The following is a 13218-nucleotide window of genomic DNA, read 5'->3' as shown; positions in this document are numbered from 1 at the left end:
GTTGGACGGACGATGATCATTCTCTACGACTGCGCCACAGCACCCAGCCCGCGGCGCGCGCGCATCCTGCTTGCCGAGAAGGGCATTGCCCATGAGACCGTGCAGGTAGACCTCGCCCGTGGTGAGCAAATGGGCGATGCCTACCGCGCGATCAACCCGCAATGCACGGTACCGGCACTACGCACCGATGACGGTCTGCTGCTGACCGACAACGCCGCCATCGCTGCCTGGCTGGAGGCCCGCTACCCGCAGCCGCCGCTGATGGGCAGCACGCCAAAGGAAAAAGCCGAGATCGCCAGCTGGAACTGGCGCATCGAATTCGAAGGCCTGCTGGCCATTGCCGAAACACTGCGCAACGGCTCGCCAGCCATGGCCGACCGGGCGCTGCCCGGGCCGGTGAACTACGCCCAGATTCCCGAACTGGCGCAGCGCGGACTGGCACGGGTGCATCAGTTCTTCGAGACGCTGAATGAGCGGCTGGCCGGTCGCGACTTCATCGCCGCCGACCAGTTCAGCATTGCCGACATCACCGCCGTGGTGGCGGTGGACTTCGCCCGCGTGGTGCGGGTCAAGCCCGGGGAACAGCACCCCGAGTTGCTGCGCTGGCGCGCGGCGATGGCGCAGCGGCCGTCGATGTCGCGCTGAGCGACGGGCCGTGGGGCCCGTCGGCAGAGAAGGTGTGAAGAAACCGTCGCGAGCGCCCCGAGGTCGCGTCGAGGACCGGAGCCGTACCCAGGTACGGTGAGGACCGCAGATGCGAGATCGGGGTGCGCAGCAGGTTTATTCGCGCCTTCTCAGCGCTCGATGGTCAGCGCAACGCCCATGCCGCCGCCGATGCACAGCGAGGCAATGCCCTTCTTGGCGTTCTGGCGCTGCATTTCGTGCAGCAGCGTCACCAGGATGCGGCAGCCCGACGCGCCGATCGGGTGGCCGATGGCGATGGCGCCGCCGTTGACGTTCACCTTGTTCACGTCCCAGCCCATTTCGCGGTTCACGGCGCAGGCCTGTGCTGCGAAGGCTTCATTGATCTCGAGCAGGTCGAGGTCGGCGGCCTTCCAGCCGGCGCGTTGCAGCGCCTTGGTCGATGCGGGCACCGGGCCCATGCCCATGATGGCGGGGTCGAGGCCGGCGGTGGCGTAGCTGGCGATGCGGCCAAGCGGCTTCAGGCCGAGGGCGGCGGCCTTCTTGGCCGTCATCACCATCACGGCTGCTGCGCCGTCGTTCAGGCCCGAGGCATTGCCCGCCGTCACGCCGCCGGCCTTGTCGAAGGCGGGGCGCAGGCCGGCCAGGCCTTCGGCGCTGGTCTTGCGGTTGATGAACTCGTCCTGGTTGAAGACGATGGGGTCGCCCTTCTTCTGCGGAATGCTCACGCCGACGATTTCGTCCTTGAACTTGCCGGCATCCTGAGCGGCGGCGGCCTTGGTCTGGCTGCCGAGTGCCAGTTCGTCTTGAGCCGCACGGTCGATGCCGAACTTCTTGGCCACGTTCTCGGCGGTGATGCCCATGTGGTACTGGTTGTAGACGTCCCACAGGCCGTCCACGATCATGGTGTCGACCAGCTTCCAGTCGCCCATGCGCTGGCCGTTGCGCGAGTTGGGCAGCACGTGCGGCGCGGCGCTCATGTTTTCCTGGCCGCCGGCAATGACGATTTCGCTGTCGCCCGTGGCCACGGCCTGCGCCGCCAGCATCACGGCCTTCAGGCCCGAGCCGCACACGGCATTGATGGTGAGCGCCGGGGTTTCCTTGGCGCCGCCGCTCTTGAGCCATGCCTGGCGCGCGGGGTTCTGGCCCGCGCCGGCCGCGAGCACCTGGCCCATGATGGCCTCGCCGACCTGCTCGGCCGTGAGGTTGGCGCGTGCAATCACTTCCTTGATCACGATCGCACCCAGCTCCGTGGCCGAGATGCCGGCGAGCGAGCCGCCGAACTTGCCGACCGCCGTGCGTGCTGCCGAAACGATGACGATGTCTTCCATGAGGTTCTCCGTTGAAGTGATTTGAAATCGAGGTGTAGCGAAGCGAAGGTCAGGCGCGAGCCTTGACGTAGCGTCCCGGCGCCGGTTCGATGGCTTTGTAAGCCTTGCCGTTGCCGTACGCCTTGGGCGCGGGGACCTGTTTGCCCGCGTGCCCCTTGAGCCATTGTGCCCAGTCGGTCCACCAGCTGCCGGGATGCTCCTGCGCGCCGGAGAGCCATTCGGCCTGCGTCTTCGGGAACTTGCCGTCGTCGCGGATCCAATGGCTGCGCTTGTTCTTGACCGGAGGGTTGATCACGCCGGCGATGTGGCCCGACGCGCCCATGACGAAGCGCTTCTTGCCCGGCAGCAGTTGCGTGGAGGCATACGCGCCGCCGATGGGCACGATGTGGTCCTCGCGCGAGCCGTAGATGTAGGCCGGAATGTCGATGTTGCCCAGGTCGATCTTCTCGCCACATACGGTGAGTGCATTCGGCTTGGCGAGCTTGTTCTCGTGGTACGTGTTGCGCAGGTACCAGGCGTAGAACGGACCCGGCAGGTTGGTGGCGTCGCTGTTCCAGTACAGCAGGTCGAAGGGCGGCGGGGTCTCGCCCTTGAGGTAGTTGCCGACCACGTAGTTCCACACAAGATCGTTGGGACGCAGGAAGCTGAAGGTCGAGGCCAGGTCGCCGCCGGGCAGCAGGCCGCCCTTGCCGAGCTGCATTTCGCGGTACGCCACCATCGTCTCGTCCACGAAGATGTCGAGGATGCCGGTGTCGCTGAAGTCGAGGAAGGTGGTCAGCAGCGTGACCGATGCCGCAGGCTTCTCGCCGCGCGCTGCGAGCACCGCGAGCGCGGTGCTCAGGATGGTGCCGCCCACGCAGAAGCCGAGCGTGTTGATCTGCTTGCTGCCGCTGATCTCCTGCACCGTATGAATCGCCTTGATGGCGGCGTTCTCGATGTAGTCGTCCCAGGTGGCCTTGTCCATCGATTCATCAGGGTTGCGCCAGCTCACCACGAACACGCGGTGGCCCTGGTCGTTCGCATAGCGGATCAGCGAGTTCTCCGGCTGCAGGTCGAGGATGTAGAACTTGTTGATGCACGGCGGCACCAGCAGGAACGGCCGCTCGTACACCTTGGGCGTGAGCGGCTTGTATTCGAGCAGCTGGAAGAACTCGTTCTCGAACACCACGGCGCCTTCGGTGGTGGCCACGTTGCGCCCAACTTCGAAGGCGCTCTCGTCGGTCATGCTGAGGTGGCCCTGCTTCACGTCGTGCAGCAGGTTCTGGATGCCCTTGGCAATGCTCTCGCCCTGCGTGTCGATGGCCTTCTTCTGCGCTTCGGCGTTGAAGGCCAGCGAGTTGCTGGGCGCCGAGGCGGCCATCCATTGCTCGACTGCGAAGCGCATGCGCGCCTTGGTCTTTTCGTCGGCGTCGATGGCCTCTGCCATGCCGAGCATGGTGCGGCCGTTGAGCAGGTAGACGGCCGCCGAGAAGGCCGACAGCGGGTTGTTGCCCCAGGCATCGCCGGCAAAGCGCTTGTCGCCTTCAGGCTTGGCGGCGAAGCCCTGGCGCCAGAGCTCGGTGGCTTCCGCCAGGTACTGCTGCTGGATGGACTGGAGTTTTTCGGGGTCGATGGAGAACTTGGGCAGCTCGGGCATCTTTGCGCCCTGCGGCAATTGCCATAGCGGCGTCCCGCCGACGTTGAAGGCCGAAGCCCCCGGTACGGTGCCCTGTGCGACGGACTGCTGGAACGACTCCAGCGCCTTGCTCCATCCCTCTGAAAGTGCCTGCTGAAAGGGCGCGAACGCATCGGCCCCCGTGGCTTGTTGCTTCATCATGTCTCCTGGTCCTCGCCTGAAACGATACGGATGGCTTGCGTGTTTTGAGTATCCTGCATTCACAAGGCACTCACAACGCCGCCCCCTTTGCTTACCAACTGAAACTTCTCGTGTTTATCCATCTGATCGTCATCGGTTGGTTGTATGTCGCCGTGATGATGGCGGTGGCCGAAGCCACCAACACCAACGGCACGGTGCTGGGCGCCATCTTCACATTTCTTTTGTACGGATTGGCGCCGGTGGCACTGGTGGTTTACCTGATGGGCACGCCTGCGCGGCGCCGCGCGATCAAACAGCGCGAGGTCGAAGCGCAGGAAGCCGCCCGGCGTGCCGCGGCCGAAGAGGCCGCATCGCAAGGCGCGGGCTCAGACCTTCCAGGCCAGGGCGGCGAAGCGGCCGCTGACGCCGTCGCGCCGGTGCGAAAAGAACCGTGACGGGTTGCCGACGGTGCACCAGCCGTCGCTGCCGTCATTGCCGTAGACGGCTTCGATGCCCACCGCGCGCAGCCGCTGGCGCGCCAACGCGGGCAGGTCGGCCAGCCATTTGCCGGTCGCCGGCGCAGGCCTGAAGCAGGATGCCGCTTCGGGCGCATGCGCTTCGAAGACTGCCTTGACCTCCGGGCCGACCTCGAACGCCTTGGGGCCGATGCAGGGGCCCAGCCAGGCGATGACCCGGGCCGCGCCATCCGCCTTGAAAGCCTTGGCGGTCTGTTCGAGCACCCCGCCCGCAAGCCCGCGCCACCCGGCGTGCGCAGCCGCCACGCGGCGGCCTTCTTCATCGGTGAAGAGCACGGGCAGGCAGTCGGCCACCATGATCGTGCAGGCCAGACCGGTCGCCGTAGCCGTGCAGGCATCGGCAGCAGTACCGTCGCGTACCACGTCCTGTGCGGCATCGAGTGCCACGACGCCAGTGCCGTGCACCTGCTGCAGGAATACGGGGCGCGCGCCGATGGCCATGCGCAAACGGTTCCGGTTCTCTGCCACGAGCGCGAGTTCATCGCCCACGTGATCGCCGAGATTCAGGCTCTCATAGCGCCCCCGCGAAACCCCGCCATCGCGCGTGGTGCACACGGCCCGCACGTTCGGCGGCGCAGGCCAGTCGGGCACGAGCCAGCGCTCGTTCATGAGGCTCAGGCCTCCGCGTCGGGCGCCTGCGAGGGCTGCGCGCGCTGGAAGGCGTCGAGCTCCATGCAGGCCTCGAAGGCGGCCATGGTGCGCGGCAGGCCGCTGAAGTCGCAGTCGAAGCGGCGGCCGTTGAAGATCTGCGGCACCAGGCAGCAGTCGGCCATGGTGGGGGTGTTGCCCCAGCAGTAGATGCCGGCGGGGTACTGCGCGAGCTGGCGTTCGAAGGCCAGCATGCCGTCGCGCACCCAGTGGCGGTACCAGGCGTTCTTGGCCTCGTCGTCGAGCTTCAGGTCTTTCACCAGGTACTTGAGCACGCGCAGGTTGTTGAGCGGGTGGATCTCGCAGGCGATCGACTGCGACAGCGCGCGCACGTGGGCGCGACCCACCGGGTCGCTCGGCAGCAGCGCCGGCTCGGGGTGCACTTCGTCGAGGTATTCCATGATGGCCATCGATTGCGAGAAGCGCTCGCCCTCGTCTTCGAGCAGCGGCACCAGCCTGTCGGCCGAGATGGCGGAATAAGGACCGGTGCGATGGTCGCCGCGCGCGATGTGCACGGGAACGTAATCGAAATCGAGGCCCTTCAGGTTGAGGGCGATGCGCACGCGGAACGAGGCGGAGGAGCGGAAATAGTTATGCAGCTTCATGATTTCTCAAGCATAGCGCTCCCTCAGGAGCGGGGCGTGGCCGCCAGCACGCAGCGGAAGTCGTGCAGCGTGGCCTTGGGTGATGTGGTGGAGATGACGTTGCGCCATTCGTCGAGGATGCGACGCGCGGCCGCCTCCTCGCGCGCGGCGATGCCGATGCGCCATGGCCCCAGCGTGCCCGGCTCCTCGCCAGCCGCGTGGTTGTGCTGGCCTTCGCCGAAGGGGCGGCCTTCGGAGCAGGCGCGGCAGAGCATCTGCATGCTGGTGGTCCAGTTCTCGGCGCTGGCGCCGGCGGCCTCGAAGCGCTGGACGAGCGCGTCGATGTCTTCCCTGGTCGCGTCCTCGACGGTGGCCTCGTAGGTCGAATAGTCCGACGGCGCAATCAGTTCGAGCGCGTCGAACACCGGCACCTCGCGGTCGCCGCGCAGGCGGTAGCCGTTGGCCGCGCCGTCGTGCAGCACGAGGTCGCCGTAGCGATGGCCGCAGTCCGGCGTGGGCACGTTGCGCAGGATGGCGCGAGCCGGATCGATGCGGTCGGCCCACACCACTTCGCTGGCCTCGTCGCCGTGCACGCGAATGGGCGTGAGTCCGATGAAAAGATCGACCGGGCCTTCGCCGTCCGCCACCTCGATGCCGTACTGCCGCCAGGCGCTGCGCGCCGTCGCCCAGTCGCCCAACGCCGTGGCGGCGATGCCCAGGTTCCATATCGCGCCTTCGTTGCGCGGCTCGCATTGCACGGCCCGGGCGTTGGCCTGCAGCGAGGCGGCCCAGTCGCCGCGGTACTTGTGGATGAGGCCGGCGTTGTACCAGGGGGCCGACCAGTACGGATGCACGGCGCTGGCCTGGGCATAGGCTTGCAGCGCGCCGTCCTGGTCGCCCTCCTCGTCGCGTTGGCGGCCGAGTTCGTTGAGGGCGTTGGCTTTGCCGGCTTTGCCGATTCGGATGGGCATGGTCGAAATGAACGGATGCGGGAAGGCACGGGGCCATAAGGGAGGCGCCTATTGTGAGCCTCCCGCCTCTGGCACACTGCCGGTCTCCCGCTTAGGTTTCGCTGAAAAAGGACACGTCGAAATGGCTTCCGAGTTTGTCTTCGCCCCGCCCGCCACCGTTTCGGTGCCGGTGGCCGGCCAGCCCGCCCGCTTTCCGGTGCACCGCATCTACTGCGTGGGCCGCAACTACGAAGATCACGCCAAGGAAATGGGCTTCACCGGCCGCGAGCCGCCCTTCTTCTTCATGAAGCCGGCCGATGCGCTGGTGGCGGTCGATACGGGCCAGACCGGCACCATGGCCTACCCCACGCTCACGAAGAACCTGCACCACGAGATCGAACTCGTGGTTGCCATCGGCACCGGCGGCAAGAACATTTCGGCCGCCGATGCGCACAAGCACATCTACGGCTACGCAGTCGGCCTCGACATGACACGCCGCGACCTGCAGAACGACATGAAGAAACAGGGCCGCCCCTGGGACATCGGCAAGAGCTTCGAGCAGAGCGCGCCCATCGGGCCGATCGTGCCCGTGGCGCAGGCCGGCGACGCCGAAAAGGCCGAGATCTCGCTGCAGGTGAACGGCACCGACCGCCAACGCAGCAACGTGAGCAAGCTGATCTGGAACGTGGCCGAAACCATCGAGCACCTGTCGGCCGCGTGGGAGCTGCAGCCCGGCGACCTGATCTTCACGGGCACGCCCGAAGGCGTGGCCGCCGTGGTGGCAGGCGACACGCTCGTGGGCGAAGTCGCGGGCCTGCCGACGTTGACCGTCAAGGTCGTCTGAAGACGGCGGCCGGTTTCATGCTCCTGCGCGTACCCATCAAGCACTGCAAGAACTGTGGCACCGCGGTGGTCTACCGCGTGCCGGACGACGGCGACACCAAGCAGCGCGCCGTCTGCCCGGCCTGCCACACCATCCACTACGAGAACCCGTTGAACGTGGTCGGCACCATTCCGGTCCTGGGCAACAAGGTGTTGCTGTGCAAGCGCAACATCGAGCCGCGCTGGGGCAAGTGGACGCTGCCGGCCGGCTTCATGGAACTCGAGGAAACCACCGCCCAGGGCGCGGCTCGCGAGACCGACGAAGAGGCCGGCGCCAACTACGTGATGGAGGGGCTGTTCTCCGTCATCAGCGTGGTGCGCGTGGGCCAGGTGCACCTGTTCTATCGCGCCCGCCTGCTCGACGACAAGTTCGACCCGGGCCACGAGACCATCGAGGCGAAGCTCTTCACCGAAGAAGAAATCCCCTGGGACGAGATCGCCTTTCGCACCGTGCGCGAAACGCTCGAGCACTACTTCGAGGACCGGCGGCGAGGCAGCTTCGACCGCGTCCACACGATCGACATCGTTTGAAAAAACCGCACACACCCATGACGCTTCGCTCCACCCTGCTTCGCACCGCGCTCGGCTTCGGGTTCATCCTGGCCGCGACGGCACACGCGGAGACGGTGGGCGACGTCGACACCGCATTCAAGCTCATCGGGCCCGACCACAAGATCGTGATCGAGGCCTACGACGACCCCAAGGTCACTGGCGTTACCTGCTATGTCTCGCGCGCCAAGACCGGCGGGCTGGCCGGCGCCTTCGGCGTGGCCGAGGACAAGTCCGAAGCCTCCATTGCCTGCCGCCAGGTCGGCCCAGTGAGCATCACGCAGCCGCTGCCCAAGCGCGAGGAGGTCTACAGCGAACGGCTGTCGGTGCTCTTCAAGCGCCTGCGTGTGGTGCGCATGGTCGATGCAAAGCGCAACACGCTGGTCTACCTCACCTACTCCGACCTGCTGATCGACGGTTCGCCCAAGAACAGCGTGACGGCGGTGCCCATCGACCGCGGTACGCCGATCCCGCTGAAATAGCCTCGGGGCCGGCCTTCAATGGCCACTTCGCGCCGGGTTGCTCTTCGAGCGCCGACGCATGAGTTTGCTAGCATCTGCCGCTTGGCCCGCCCGGCGAGCCAGACCGCAGGAACCCTCCGCAACGAACCCGTTCCAACAGAGCGCCATGCACCTTCAGACTTTTGTTTTACGTACCGGCGCCGCAGCGTTGCTTGCCGCGAGCCTCGCGGCCTGCTCCACGGTCGACCTCAACACCCCGTGGCCGGCCCCGGCGGTCAAGCCGCCACCGGTCCAGCAACGCCCGGCAGCCCTGTTCATCCGCCCCGCGAACGGCGCGACCATCGCCCGCTTCGACGGCGACCGCGTCAAGGGCATCGACATCGCCGGCAACCTCGGCGACCCGGTCGTCGCCTCGGCCGATGGCCGCGTGGTGTACGTGGGCGGCGAACTGCCGGCCTACGGCAACATGGTCATCGTGAAACACAACGAGACCTTCCTTACCGCTTACGCGCACGTGCAGACCATCCTCGTGAAGGAAAACGCGGTGGTGCGCCAGGGCGACAAGATCGCCGAAATGGGCCGCAGCAACGCAGACCGCGTGAAACTGCGCTTCGAGATCCGCAAGAACGGCACGGCCGTCGACCCCGAGCCGTACCTCAGCGGACGACTGCAGCAGTAGCCTCCGCGCAGCAGCCCGCCTGCTGGCGCCGTACCCATGAAAAAGCCCCCTCACGGGGGCTTTCGGCTTTGAGGGGTGCCCCCGGGGCCTCAGTTCTGGTCGCGAAGCGCCAGTTCGCGCCAGTTGGCGTCGTACGTGCTGACGTACATATTCCTGAAGACGACGGAACCCTGTGCCGGCAGATTGAACGTCTTCGAAGCCGTACCCGCAGCCGACGGCGCGACGTCGGCCCGGTCCTCCGCGCCGGCGGAAGGGCCGGACGCCAGGTTCAGGAAGAACTCAGCGGCGAAGCCGGGGTTCAGGTCCGTGGCGCTGACGGCGAAGTCGCTGCCTCCTGCGTAGGACGCGAGGGCTGGCGTGGTCGAGAAGCCCGGGTAAGTTGCGGCTGCCGCCTCCGCCAGCGTCATCGGCCGGCCATGGAAGCGGTGCTTGTAGACGATGTCGAAACCACTGAACTTGGCCACCGTCGAGCCGTCGCTTTCGTAGGCCGTGAAGGTGTACTCGGGCGTGGCGGAAATCGCTGCGATCGCGCTGTCGCTCAGGCCGGCGGTCGACAGGCCGCTGCAGTTCGACGTCAGGTAGTAATAGTTGTTGTTGGGGGAGCCCTGGATCGGCCAATCGCCGCCGCCCGAAGGACGCATGTGGCGCAAGCCGCCCACGGGCAGCCCCGGCCCGGTAACGACAACCGAGGCGACGTTGCCGCTGTTGCCGGTGTTCGTGTCCTGGATCGCGAACTGCAGCGAACTGCTCACGCACCCCGTCGCCTTCTCCTTGGTGGCGTGGATGTGCGGGTTGATGTCCAGCACGCGCCCGTCGCCGCGCAGGCGCCACGTGCCGTCCGTGCCCTTGACAATCTGCATGCCCTGGTTGTTGCTGAAGGCGACGCCGTTCTTGTCCTTGTGCGTGAATTCGACATACGCGCGCGGGCTCGTGTTGTTCGCGTCGATGGTGTAGTTGATCCGCTGGATGACCACGTCCGTGAAGCTCGCGCCCACGAGGCTGGGGTCCGACGCCGCGTCGCCGGCGAACTGCGCCGCGTTCAGGTCGGAGGACCGGAAGCCATAGGTTCCGGTGGCAGGGTTGCTGCCATCGGTCATGAGGGGCAGCAATTCGGCCGGCGCGGGCAGTCCGTTCGCGAACTTGCCCACGAAGTCCGACAGCACCTTGCGGATCAACGTGATGTCGTCCGCCGCCGTGCCCATGCCGTCGCCGCTAAGCGGCGTCGTTGAGGTCTCGGCCGCAGCCTTCACTGCCAGGTCGTCGGCAATCTGCTGCTGCGTGACGATGTTGGTGATGGTTGCCACGTTGGTGGCCGGGTCCACGCTCACGCGCAGCACGTCGAGCGCCTTGTCCAGCGCGCTCGACAGCGGCGTGAAGGCTGTGCGCAACAGGTCGATGCTCGCATCCACGCCCAGCGCCAGCAGCACCGGCAGCAGCTTGGCCTTCAGGCCGTCGGACTCGGCCTTGAGTTCATCGGCCGTGAGCGAGGCGAACTCGCCGCCGTCGAAATACTGCTCGGCCAGCCGGCCGGCGATGTTGGCCACCACGAGGTCGGTCAGCGGCGTGATGTTGATGGTGCCGTTGGCATCCGCGGCGGTCGCGGCCGAATGGATCACCGTGCGCTCGCCGCCCACCGTGCCTTCGGCGCGAAAGACGAAAGGCGCCGTCATGCCGCTCACGTCGATGTTGTAGTTGCCGTCGACCAGTGCCACGGTCTTGGTGACGCCCTTGGCGTCCTTGACGGTGACGGTACCCACCAGGGGCAGGCCGGAGGCTGCGGTGCCCGAAAACGTAACCGGCGTGGATGCGGCCGGCGGATCGCTGGCCGGCGGGTTGCCGCCGCCCGCGGCCGGGAAGCCGGCGAACCCGCCGCCACCGCCGCCCCCACCCCCGCCGCAGGCTGCGAGCGAGATCAGGAGCGCCACTGCGCATGCGGAACGCGTCGTCTTGAAGAAAAGCGGGCTGGAAGCCTCGGCGGTCGCGAAGTTTGTTTTCATGGATGGTTTTTCAGGTGAAAGGGCAAACAAAAGAATCAACTCGTAACACGAGCGTTGCGATTCTTCTGTGCCCCTCCCTTCCTCACCATCCTCTGTTTTGAGGATGCGGGCCGATGCTGGCTAGAGCAGGCTCTCGGGTACCAGCGGCGCCAGCAGTTCCAGCTTCCAGCGCGACCAGAAATCCGTTTCGGGCTCCTGGTGCAGGATGGTGTCGGCCGCGTCCCCCGAGGCCGGGCTCACCCACTCGATGGCGCCCGTCGGCCCCAGTTGCAGCTGGTAGGCGCCGTCCAGCCGGAGAAAGCCGATCAGGCTGGTGAGCTGCTGAGCAATCTGCGGGCTGAAGATGAAGATGCCGACCTCGGTGTTGTGCAGCATCGAGCGCGGGTCGAAGTTCATCGAGCCGATGAACACGATCTTGCGATCGACCACCGCCGACTTGCCATGCAGCCGCCCGCTGGCCGAGCCGTACATGCCGAAGCGTTTGGTCTGCTCCACCCGCTTGGGGCTCAGCTCGTACAGCTCCACGCCCAGGCGCAGCATTTCGGGGCGGTAGCGGCGGTAGCCGATGTGCACCAGCGACTCATCGGTGGCCGCCAGCGAATTGGTGACGATGGTGTAGGGCACGCCGTTGCCGCGCACGAGGCGGATCGTCTCCATGCCGCCGCGGCCCGGAATCAGGTAGGGCGTGGTCTGCATGACCTCGTTCTCGGCGCCGCGCACATAGCGCCGCACGTTGTAGAGCACGCTGTCCTTCGACTCGTCGGCGGGAAGGCCACGCGCTTCTTCGGTCGGCCCGAGCGCCTTGGCAGGCGGGTCGGCGTATGCCTCGGCGCGGGCCCACACCAGCTTCAGCGCGCCCGCGTCCAGGTCCTTGGCCAGCGGATTGTTGCCCAGCAGGTCGGTGGAGTCGGGCTCTTCGGGGTGCAGCTGGTCGGGGCCGGAGGTCAGCCGGTCGAAGCGCTCGCGCAGCTGCCGCGGGGTTTCGCCGGTGGGCGGCACCAGCGACTCGATGGGATACACGTACGGGCTGTTCCAGTACATGTCGAACAGCGACGACAGCCTGGGCACCACGGCGCCTGCCACCAGCGTGTCGATGTCGATGAAGTTCGAGCCTCCGTCGCGCAGGAAGTACTCGTTGGCCATGTTGCGCCCGCCCATCACGCCAATGGTGTTGTCCACCACATAGAGCTTGTTGTGCATGCGGCGGTGCACGCGGTCGAAGTCGAGGATCGACCAGGCCCAGCGCGTGCCGAAGCGGCCACGCCCCGCGGGGAACGGATTGAAGAGCCGCACCTCGACGTTCGGATGCGAGGCGAAGCTGGCGAAGAGCGGGTCGGCGCCGGCAGTGTAGAGATCGTCCACCAGCAGCCGCACGCGCACGCCGCGGTCGGCCGCGTCGCGCAGGGCGCGCAGCAGGTAGCGGCCGGTCTCGTCGTTCTGCACGAGGTAGTACTGCACGTCGATGGAGCGCTGCGCGCGGCGCGCAAGTTCGATGCGCGCGTGCAGCGAGAACTGCGGCATCGGCAGCAGCCTGAACCCGCTCAGCGGCTCGCCGGGCGGAGCAGCCGCCTTCACAAGGCGGCCGAGCGTGGTATCCGCGCCGTCATTGATTGCGACGGAGGGTTTGCGCTGCACGTCGACGGGCAGTCCGGCGCAGCCGGCCATGCACAGCGCGACGATGCCGAGCAGCAGCCACGACAGCCACCGGGCGCGCGGTCTGTCAGCAGCCCGACAAGGAGAGTTCGGCATTGGAACGACGAGGCGTGGGTTGGAGCGTGGATCGAAAGGCTCGCGGTTTCTACCACGCGCCTGCCGACCTTGCTGTGCCGCCGCACGCGTTCAGTTCAATGCTCGCGCGCCGGCCCCCATTGCCTGACGAAATGGTCCGCCCGCAGCGTTGCCCGCTCGATCGCCGCGTCCCATGTCAGCTGCTGGGTAATCACCAGGGCGCAGCGCGGAATGCCGCGCAGACTCAACTCGCAAATGCCGGCATAGGTGCCGCTCGGCGTGCGCATGAGTTCGAACCAACCCGTCCAGCCTTCTGGAACGCTGAGGGGAAGTCGAGCGCTGTCCATGATGAGCACACCGTATTCCTTTTATTGCGCAGTTTCAAGAATTGAAACCCTAAGCACTACTTATGACTGGGGAGCCGAGGCTAAGTGCA

14 protein-coding genes are annotated in these 13218 nt (G+C 66.6%); 6 read left to right on the top strand and 8 right to left on the bottom strand.

The window, feature by feature from the left end; translation table 11 throughout:
• The first annotated feature begins 12 nt into the window (after positions 1 to 12).
• Entirely contained in the window at positions 13 to 645 is a 633-nt protein-coding gene (locus tag AC07O3_RS00320; RefSeq protein WP_495338288.1) for a glutathione S-transferase family protein, read from the top strand.
• Between the two features lie 149 nt (positions 646 to 794).
• Here AC07O3_RS00320 and AC07O3_RS00315 read toward each other — a convergent pair whose 3' ends face one another.
• Both AC07O3_RS00315 and phaC read right to left on the bottom strand, forming a co-directional pair.
• Entirely contained in the window at positions 795 to 1973 is a 1179-nt protein-coding gene (locus AC07O3_RS00315) for an acetyl-CoA C-acetyltransferase (RefSeq protein ID WP_093052636.1), read from the bottom strand.
• Between the two features lie 49 nt (positions 1974 to 2022).
• Positions 2023 to 3786, bottom strand: coding sequence for a class I poly(R)-hydroxyalkanoic acid synthase (gene phaC / locus AC07O3_RS00310; protein WP_354338305.1), 1764 nt, complete (start codon positions 3784 to 3786; stop codon positions 2023 to 2025).
• Positions 3787 to 3899: 113 nt separating this feature from the next.
• On the opposite strand from phaC, the gene AC07O3_RS00305 reads away from it, so the two are divergent.
• Complete coding sequence (locus AC07O3_RS00305) at positions 3900 to 4223, top strand: hypothetical protein (RefSeq protein ID WP_093176501.1); 324 nt, start codon at positions 3900 to 3902, stop codon at positions 4221 to 4223.
• Here AC07O3_RS00305 and pgeF read toward each other — a convergent pair.
• Genes pgeF through AC07O3_RS00290 form a run of 3 tightly spaced genes read right to left on the bottom strand, consistent with a single transcriptional unit; the run spans position 4155 to position 6507 of the window.
• On the bottom strand, positions 4155 to 4913 hold the full coding sequence (gene pgeF, locus AC07O3_RS00300) for a peptidoglycan editing factor PgeF (protein WP_495338287.1): 759 nt from the start codon (positions 4911 to 4913) through the stop codon (positions 4155 to 4157). The two genes, AC07O3_RS00305 and pgeF, sit on opposite strands and share 69 nt — an antisense overlap.
• Before the next feature lie 5 nt (positions 4914 to 4918).
• Positions 4919 to 5557, bottom strand: a complete 639-nt coding sequence (gene maiA, locus AC07O3_RS00295; protein WP_093080273.1) for a maleylacetoacetate isomerase — start codon at positions 5555 to 5557, stop codon at positions 4919 to 4921.
• A 23-nt stretch (positions 5558 to 5580) separates the two neighbouring features.
• Positions 5581 to 6507: a tetratricopeptide repeat protein gene (locus tag AC07O3_RS00290; RefSeq protein ID WP_495338286.1), complete on the bottom strand. Its 927-nt coding sequence runs from the start codon at positions 6505 to 6507 to the stop codon at positions 5581 to 5583.
• A 121-nt stretch (positions 6508 to 6628) separates the two neighbouring features.
• On the opposite strand from AC07O3_RS00290, the gene AC07O3_RS00285 reads away from it, so the two are divergent.
• The 4 genes from AC07O3_RS00285 to AC07O3_RS00270 all read left to right on the top strand — a co-directional run bounded on the left by AC07O3_RS00285 (position 6629) and on the right by AC07O3_RS00270 (position 9057).
• Positions 6629 to 7330, top strand: a complete 702-nt coding sequence (locus tag AC07O3_RS00285; protein WP_307614432.1) for a fumarylacetoacetate hydrolase family protein — start codon at positions 6629 to 6631, stop codon at positions 7328 to 7330.
• Positions 7331 to 7347: 17 nt separating this feature from the next.
• Positions 7348 to 7899, top strand: a complete 552-nt coding sequence (locus tag AC07O3_RS00280) for an NUDIX hydrolase (RefSeq protein WP_495338285.1) — start codon at positions 7348 to 7350, stop codon at positions 7897 to 7899.
• Positions 7900 to 7916: 17 nt separating this feature from the next.
• On the top strand, positions 7917 to 8399 hold the full coding sequence (locus tag AC07O3_RS00275) for a CreA family protein (protein WP_093176495.1): 483 nt from the start codon (positions 7917 to 7919) through the stop codon (positions 8397 to 8399).
• 145 nt (positions 8400 to 8544) lie between these two features.
• On the top strand, positions 8545 to 9057 hold the full coding sequence (locus AC07O3_RS00270; protein WP_093052663.1) for a murein hydrolase activator EnvC family protein: 513 nt from the start codon (positions 8545 to 8547) through the stop codon (positions 9055 to 9057).
• An 89-nt stretch (positions 9058 to 9146) separates the two neighbouring features.
• Here the strand turns inward: AC07O3_RS00270 and AC07O3_RS00265 are convergent, their stop codons facing one another.
• From AC07O3_RS00265 to AC07O3_RS00255, 3 genes are all read right to left on the bottom strand, one after another.
• A complete protein-coding gene (locus AC07O3_RS00265) occupies positions 9147 to 11054 on the bottom strand; it encodes a hypothetical protein (RefSeq protein WP_495338284.1) in 1908 nt (635 codons plus the stop codon).
• A 120-nt stretch (positions 11055 to 11174) separates the two neighbouring features.
• Positions 11175 to 12803 (bottom strand): phospholipase D family protein, encoded by a 1629-nt coding sequence (locus AC07O3_RS00260; RefSeq protein WP_495338283.1) that lies wholly within the window; start codon positions 12801 to 12803, stop codon positions 11175 to 11177.
• 95 nt (positions 12804 to 12898) lie between these two features.
• On the bottom strand, positions 12899 to 13129 hold the full coding sequence (locus AC07O3_RS00255) for a hypothetical protein (RefSeq protein WP_093080462.1): 231 nt from the start codon (positions 13127 to 13129) through the stop codon (positions 12899 to 12901).
• Positions 13130 to 13218 lie beyond the last annotated feature (89 nt).

The sequence above is a fragment of the Variovorax sp. GW821-FHT09D05 genome, from assembly GCF_059416325.1.
The sequence above is the reverse complement of the archived record's forward strand: the minus strand, read 5'-3'. Positions and strand labels throughout refer to the sequence as shown.

Coding starts and splice junctions, on each gene's coding strand:
- AC07O3_RS00320 (WP_495338288.1), top strand. CDS start 13: ATGATCATTCTCTACGACTGCGCCACAGCACCCAGCCCGCGGCGCGCG.
- AC07O3_RS00315 (WP_093052636.1), bottom strand. CDS start 1,973: ATGGAAGACATCGTCATCGTTTCGGCAGCACGCACGGCGGTCGGCAAG.
- phaC (WP_354338305.1), bottom strand. CDS start 3,786: ATGAAGCAACAAGCCACGGGGGCCGATGCGTTCGCGCCCTTTCAGCAG.
- pgeF (WP_495338287.1), bottom strand. CDS start 4,913: ATGAACGAGCGCTGGCTCGTGCCCGACTGGCCTGCGCCGCCGAACGTG.
- maiA (WP_093080273.1), bottom strand. CDS start 5,557: ATGAAGCTGCATAACTATTTCCGCTCCTCCGCCTCGTTCCGCGTGCGC.
- AC07O3_RS00290 (WP_495338286.1), bottom strand. CDS start 6,507: ATGCCCATCCGAATCGGCAAAGCCGGCAAAGCCAACGCCCTCAACGAA.
- AC07O3_RS00285 (WP_307614432.1), top strand. CDS start 6,629: ATGGCTTCCGAGTTTGTCTTCGCCCCGCCCGCCACCGTTTCGGTGCCG.
- AC07O3_RS00280 (WP_495338285.1), top strand. CDS start 7,348: ATGCTCCTGCGCGTACCCATCAAGCACTGCAAGAACTGTGGCACCGCG.
- AC07O3_RS00275 (WP_093176495.1), top strand. CDS start 7,917: ATGACGCTTCGCTCCACCCTGCTTCGCACCGCGCTCGGCTTCGGGTTC.
- AC07O3_RS00270 (WP_093052663.1), top strand. CDS start 8,545: ATGCACCTTCAGACTTTTGTTTTACGTACCGGCGCCGCAGCGTTGCTT.
- AC07O3_RS00265 (WP_495338284.1), bottom strand. CDS start 11,054: ATGAAAACAAACTTCGCGACCGCCGAGGCTTCCAGCCCGCTTTTCTTC.
- AC07O3_RS00260 (WP_495338283.1), bottom strand. CDS start 12,803: ATGCCGAACTCTCCTTGTCGGGCTGCTGACAGACCGCGCGCCCGGTGG.
- AC07O3_RS00255 (WP_093080462.1), bottom strand. CDS start 13,129: ATGGACAGCGCTCGACTTCCCCTCAGCGTTCCAGAAGGCTGGACGGGT.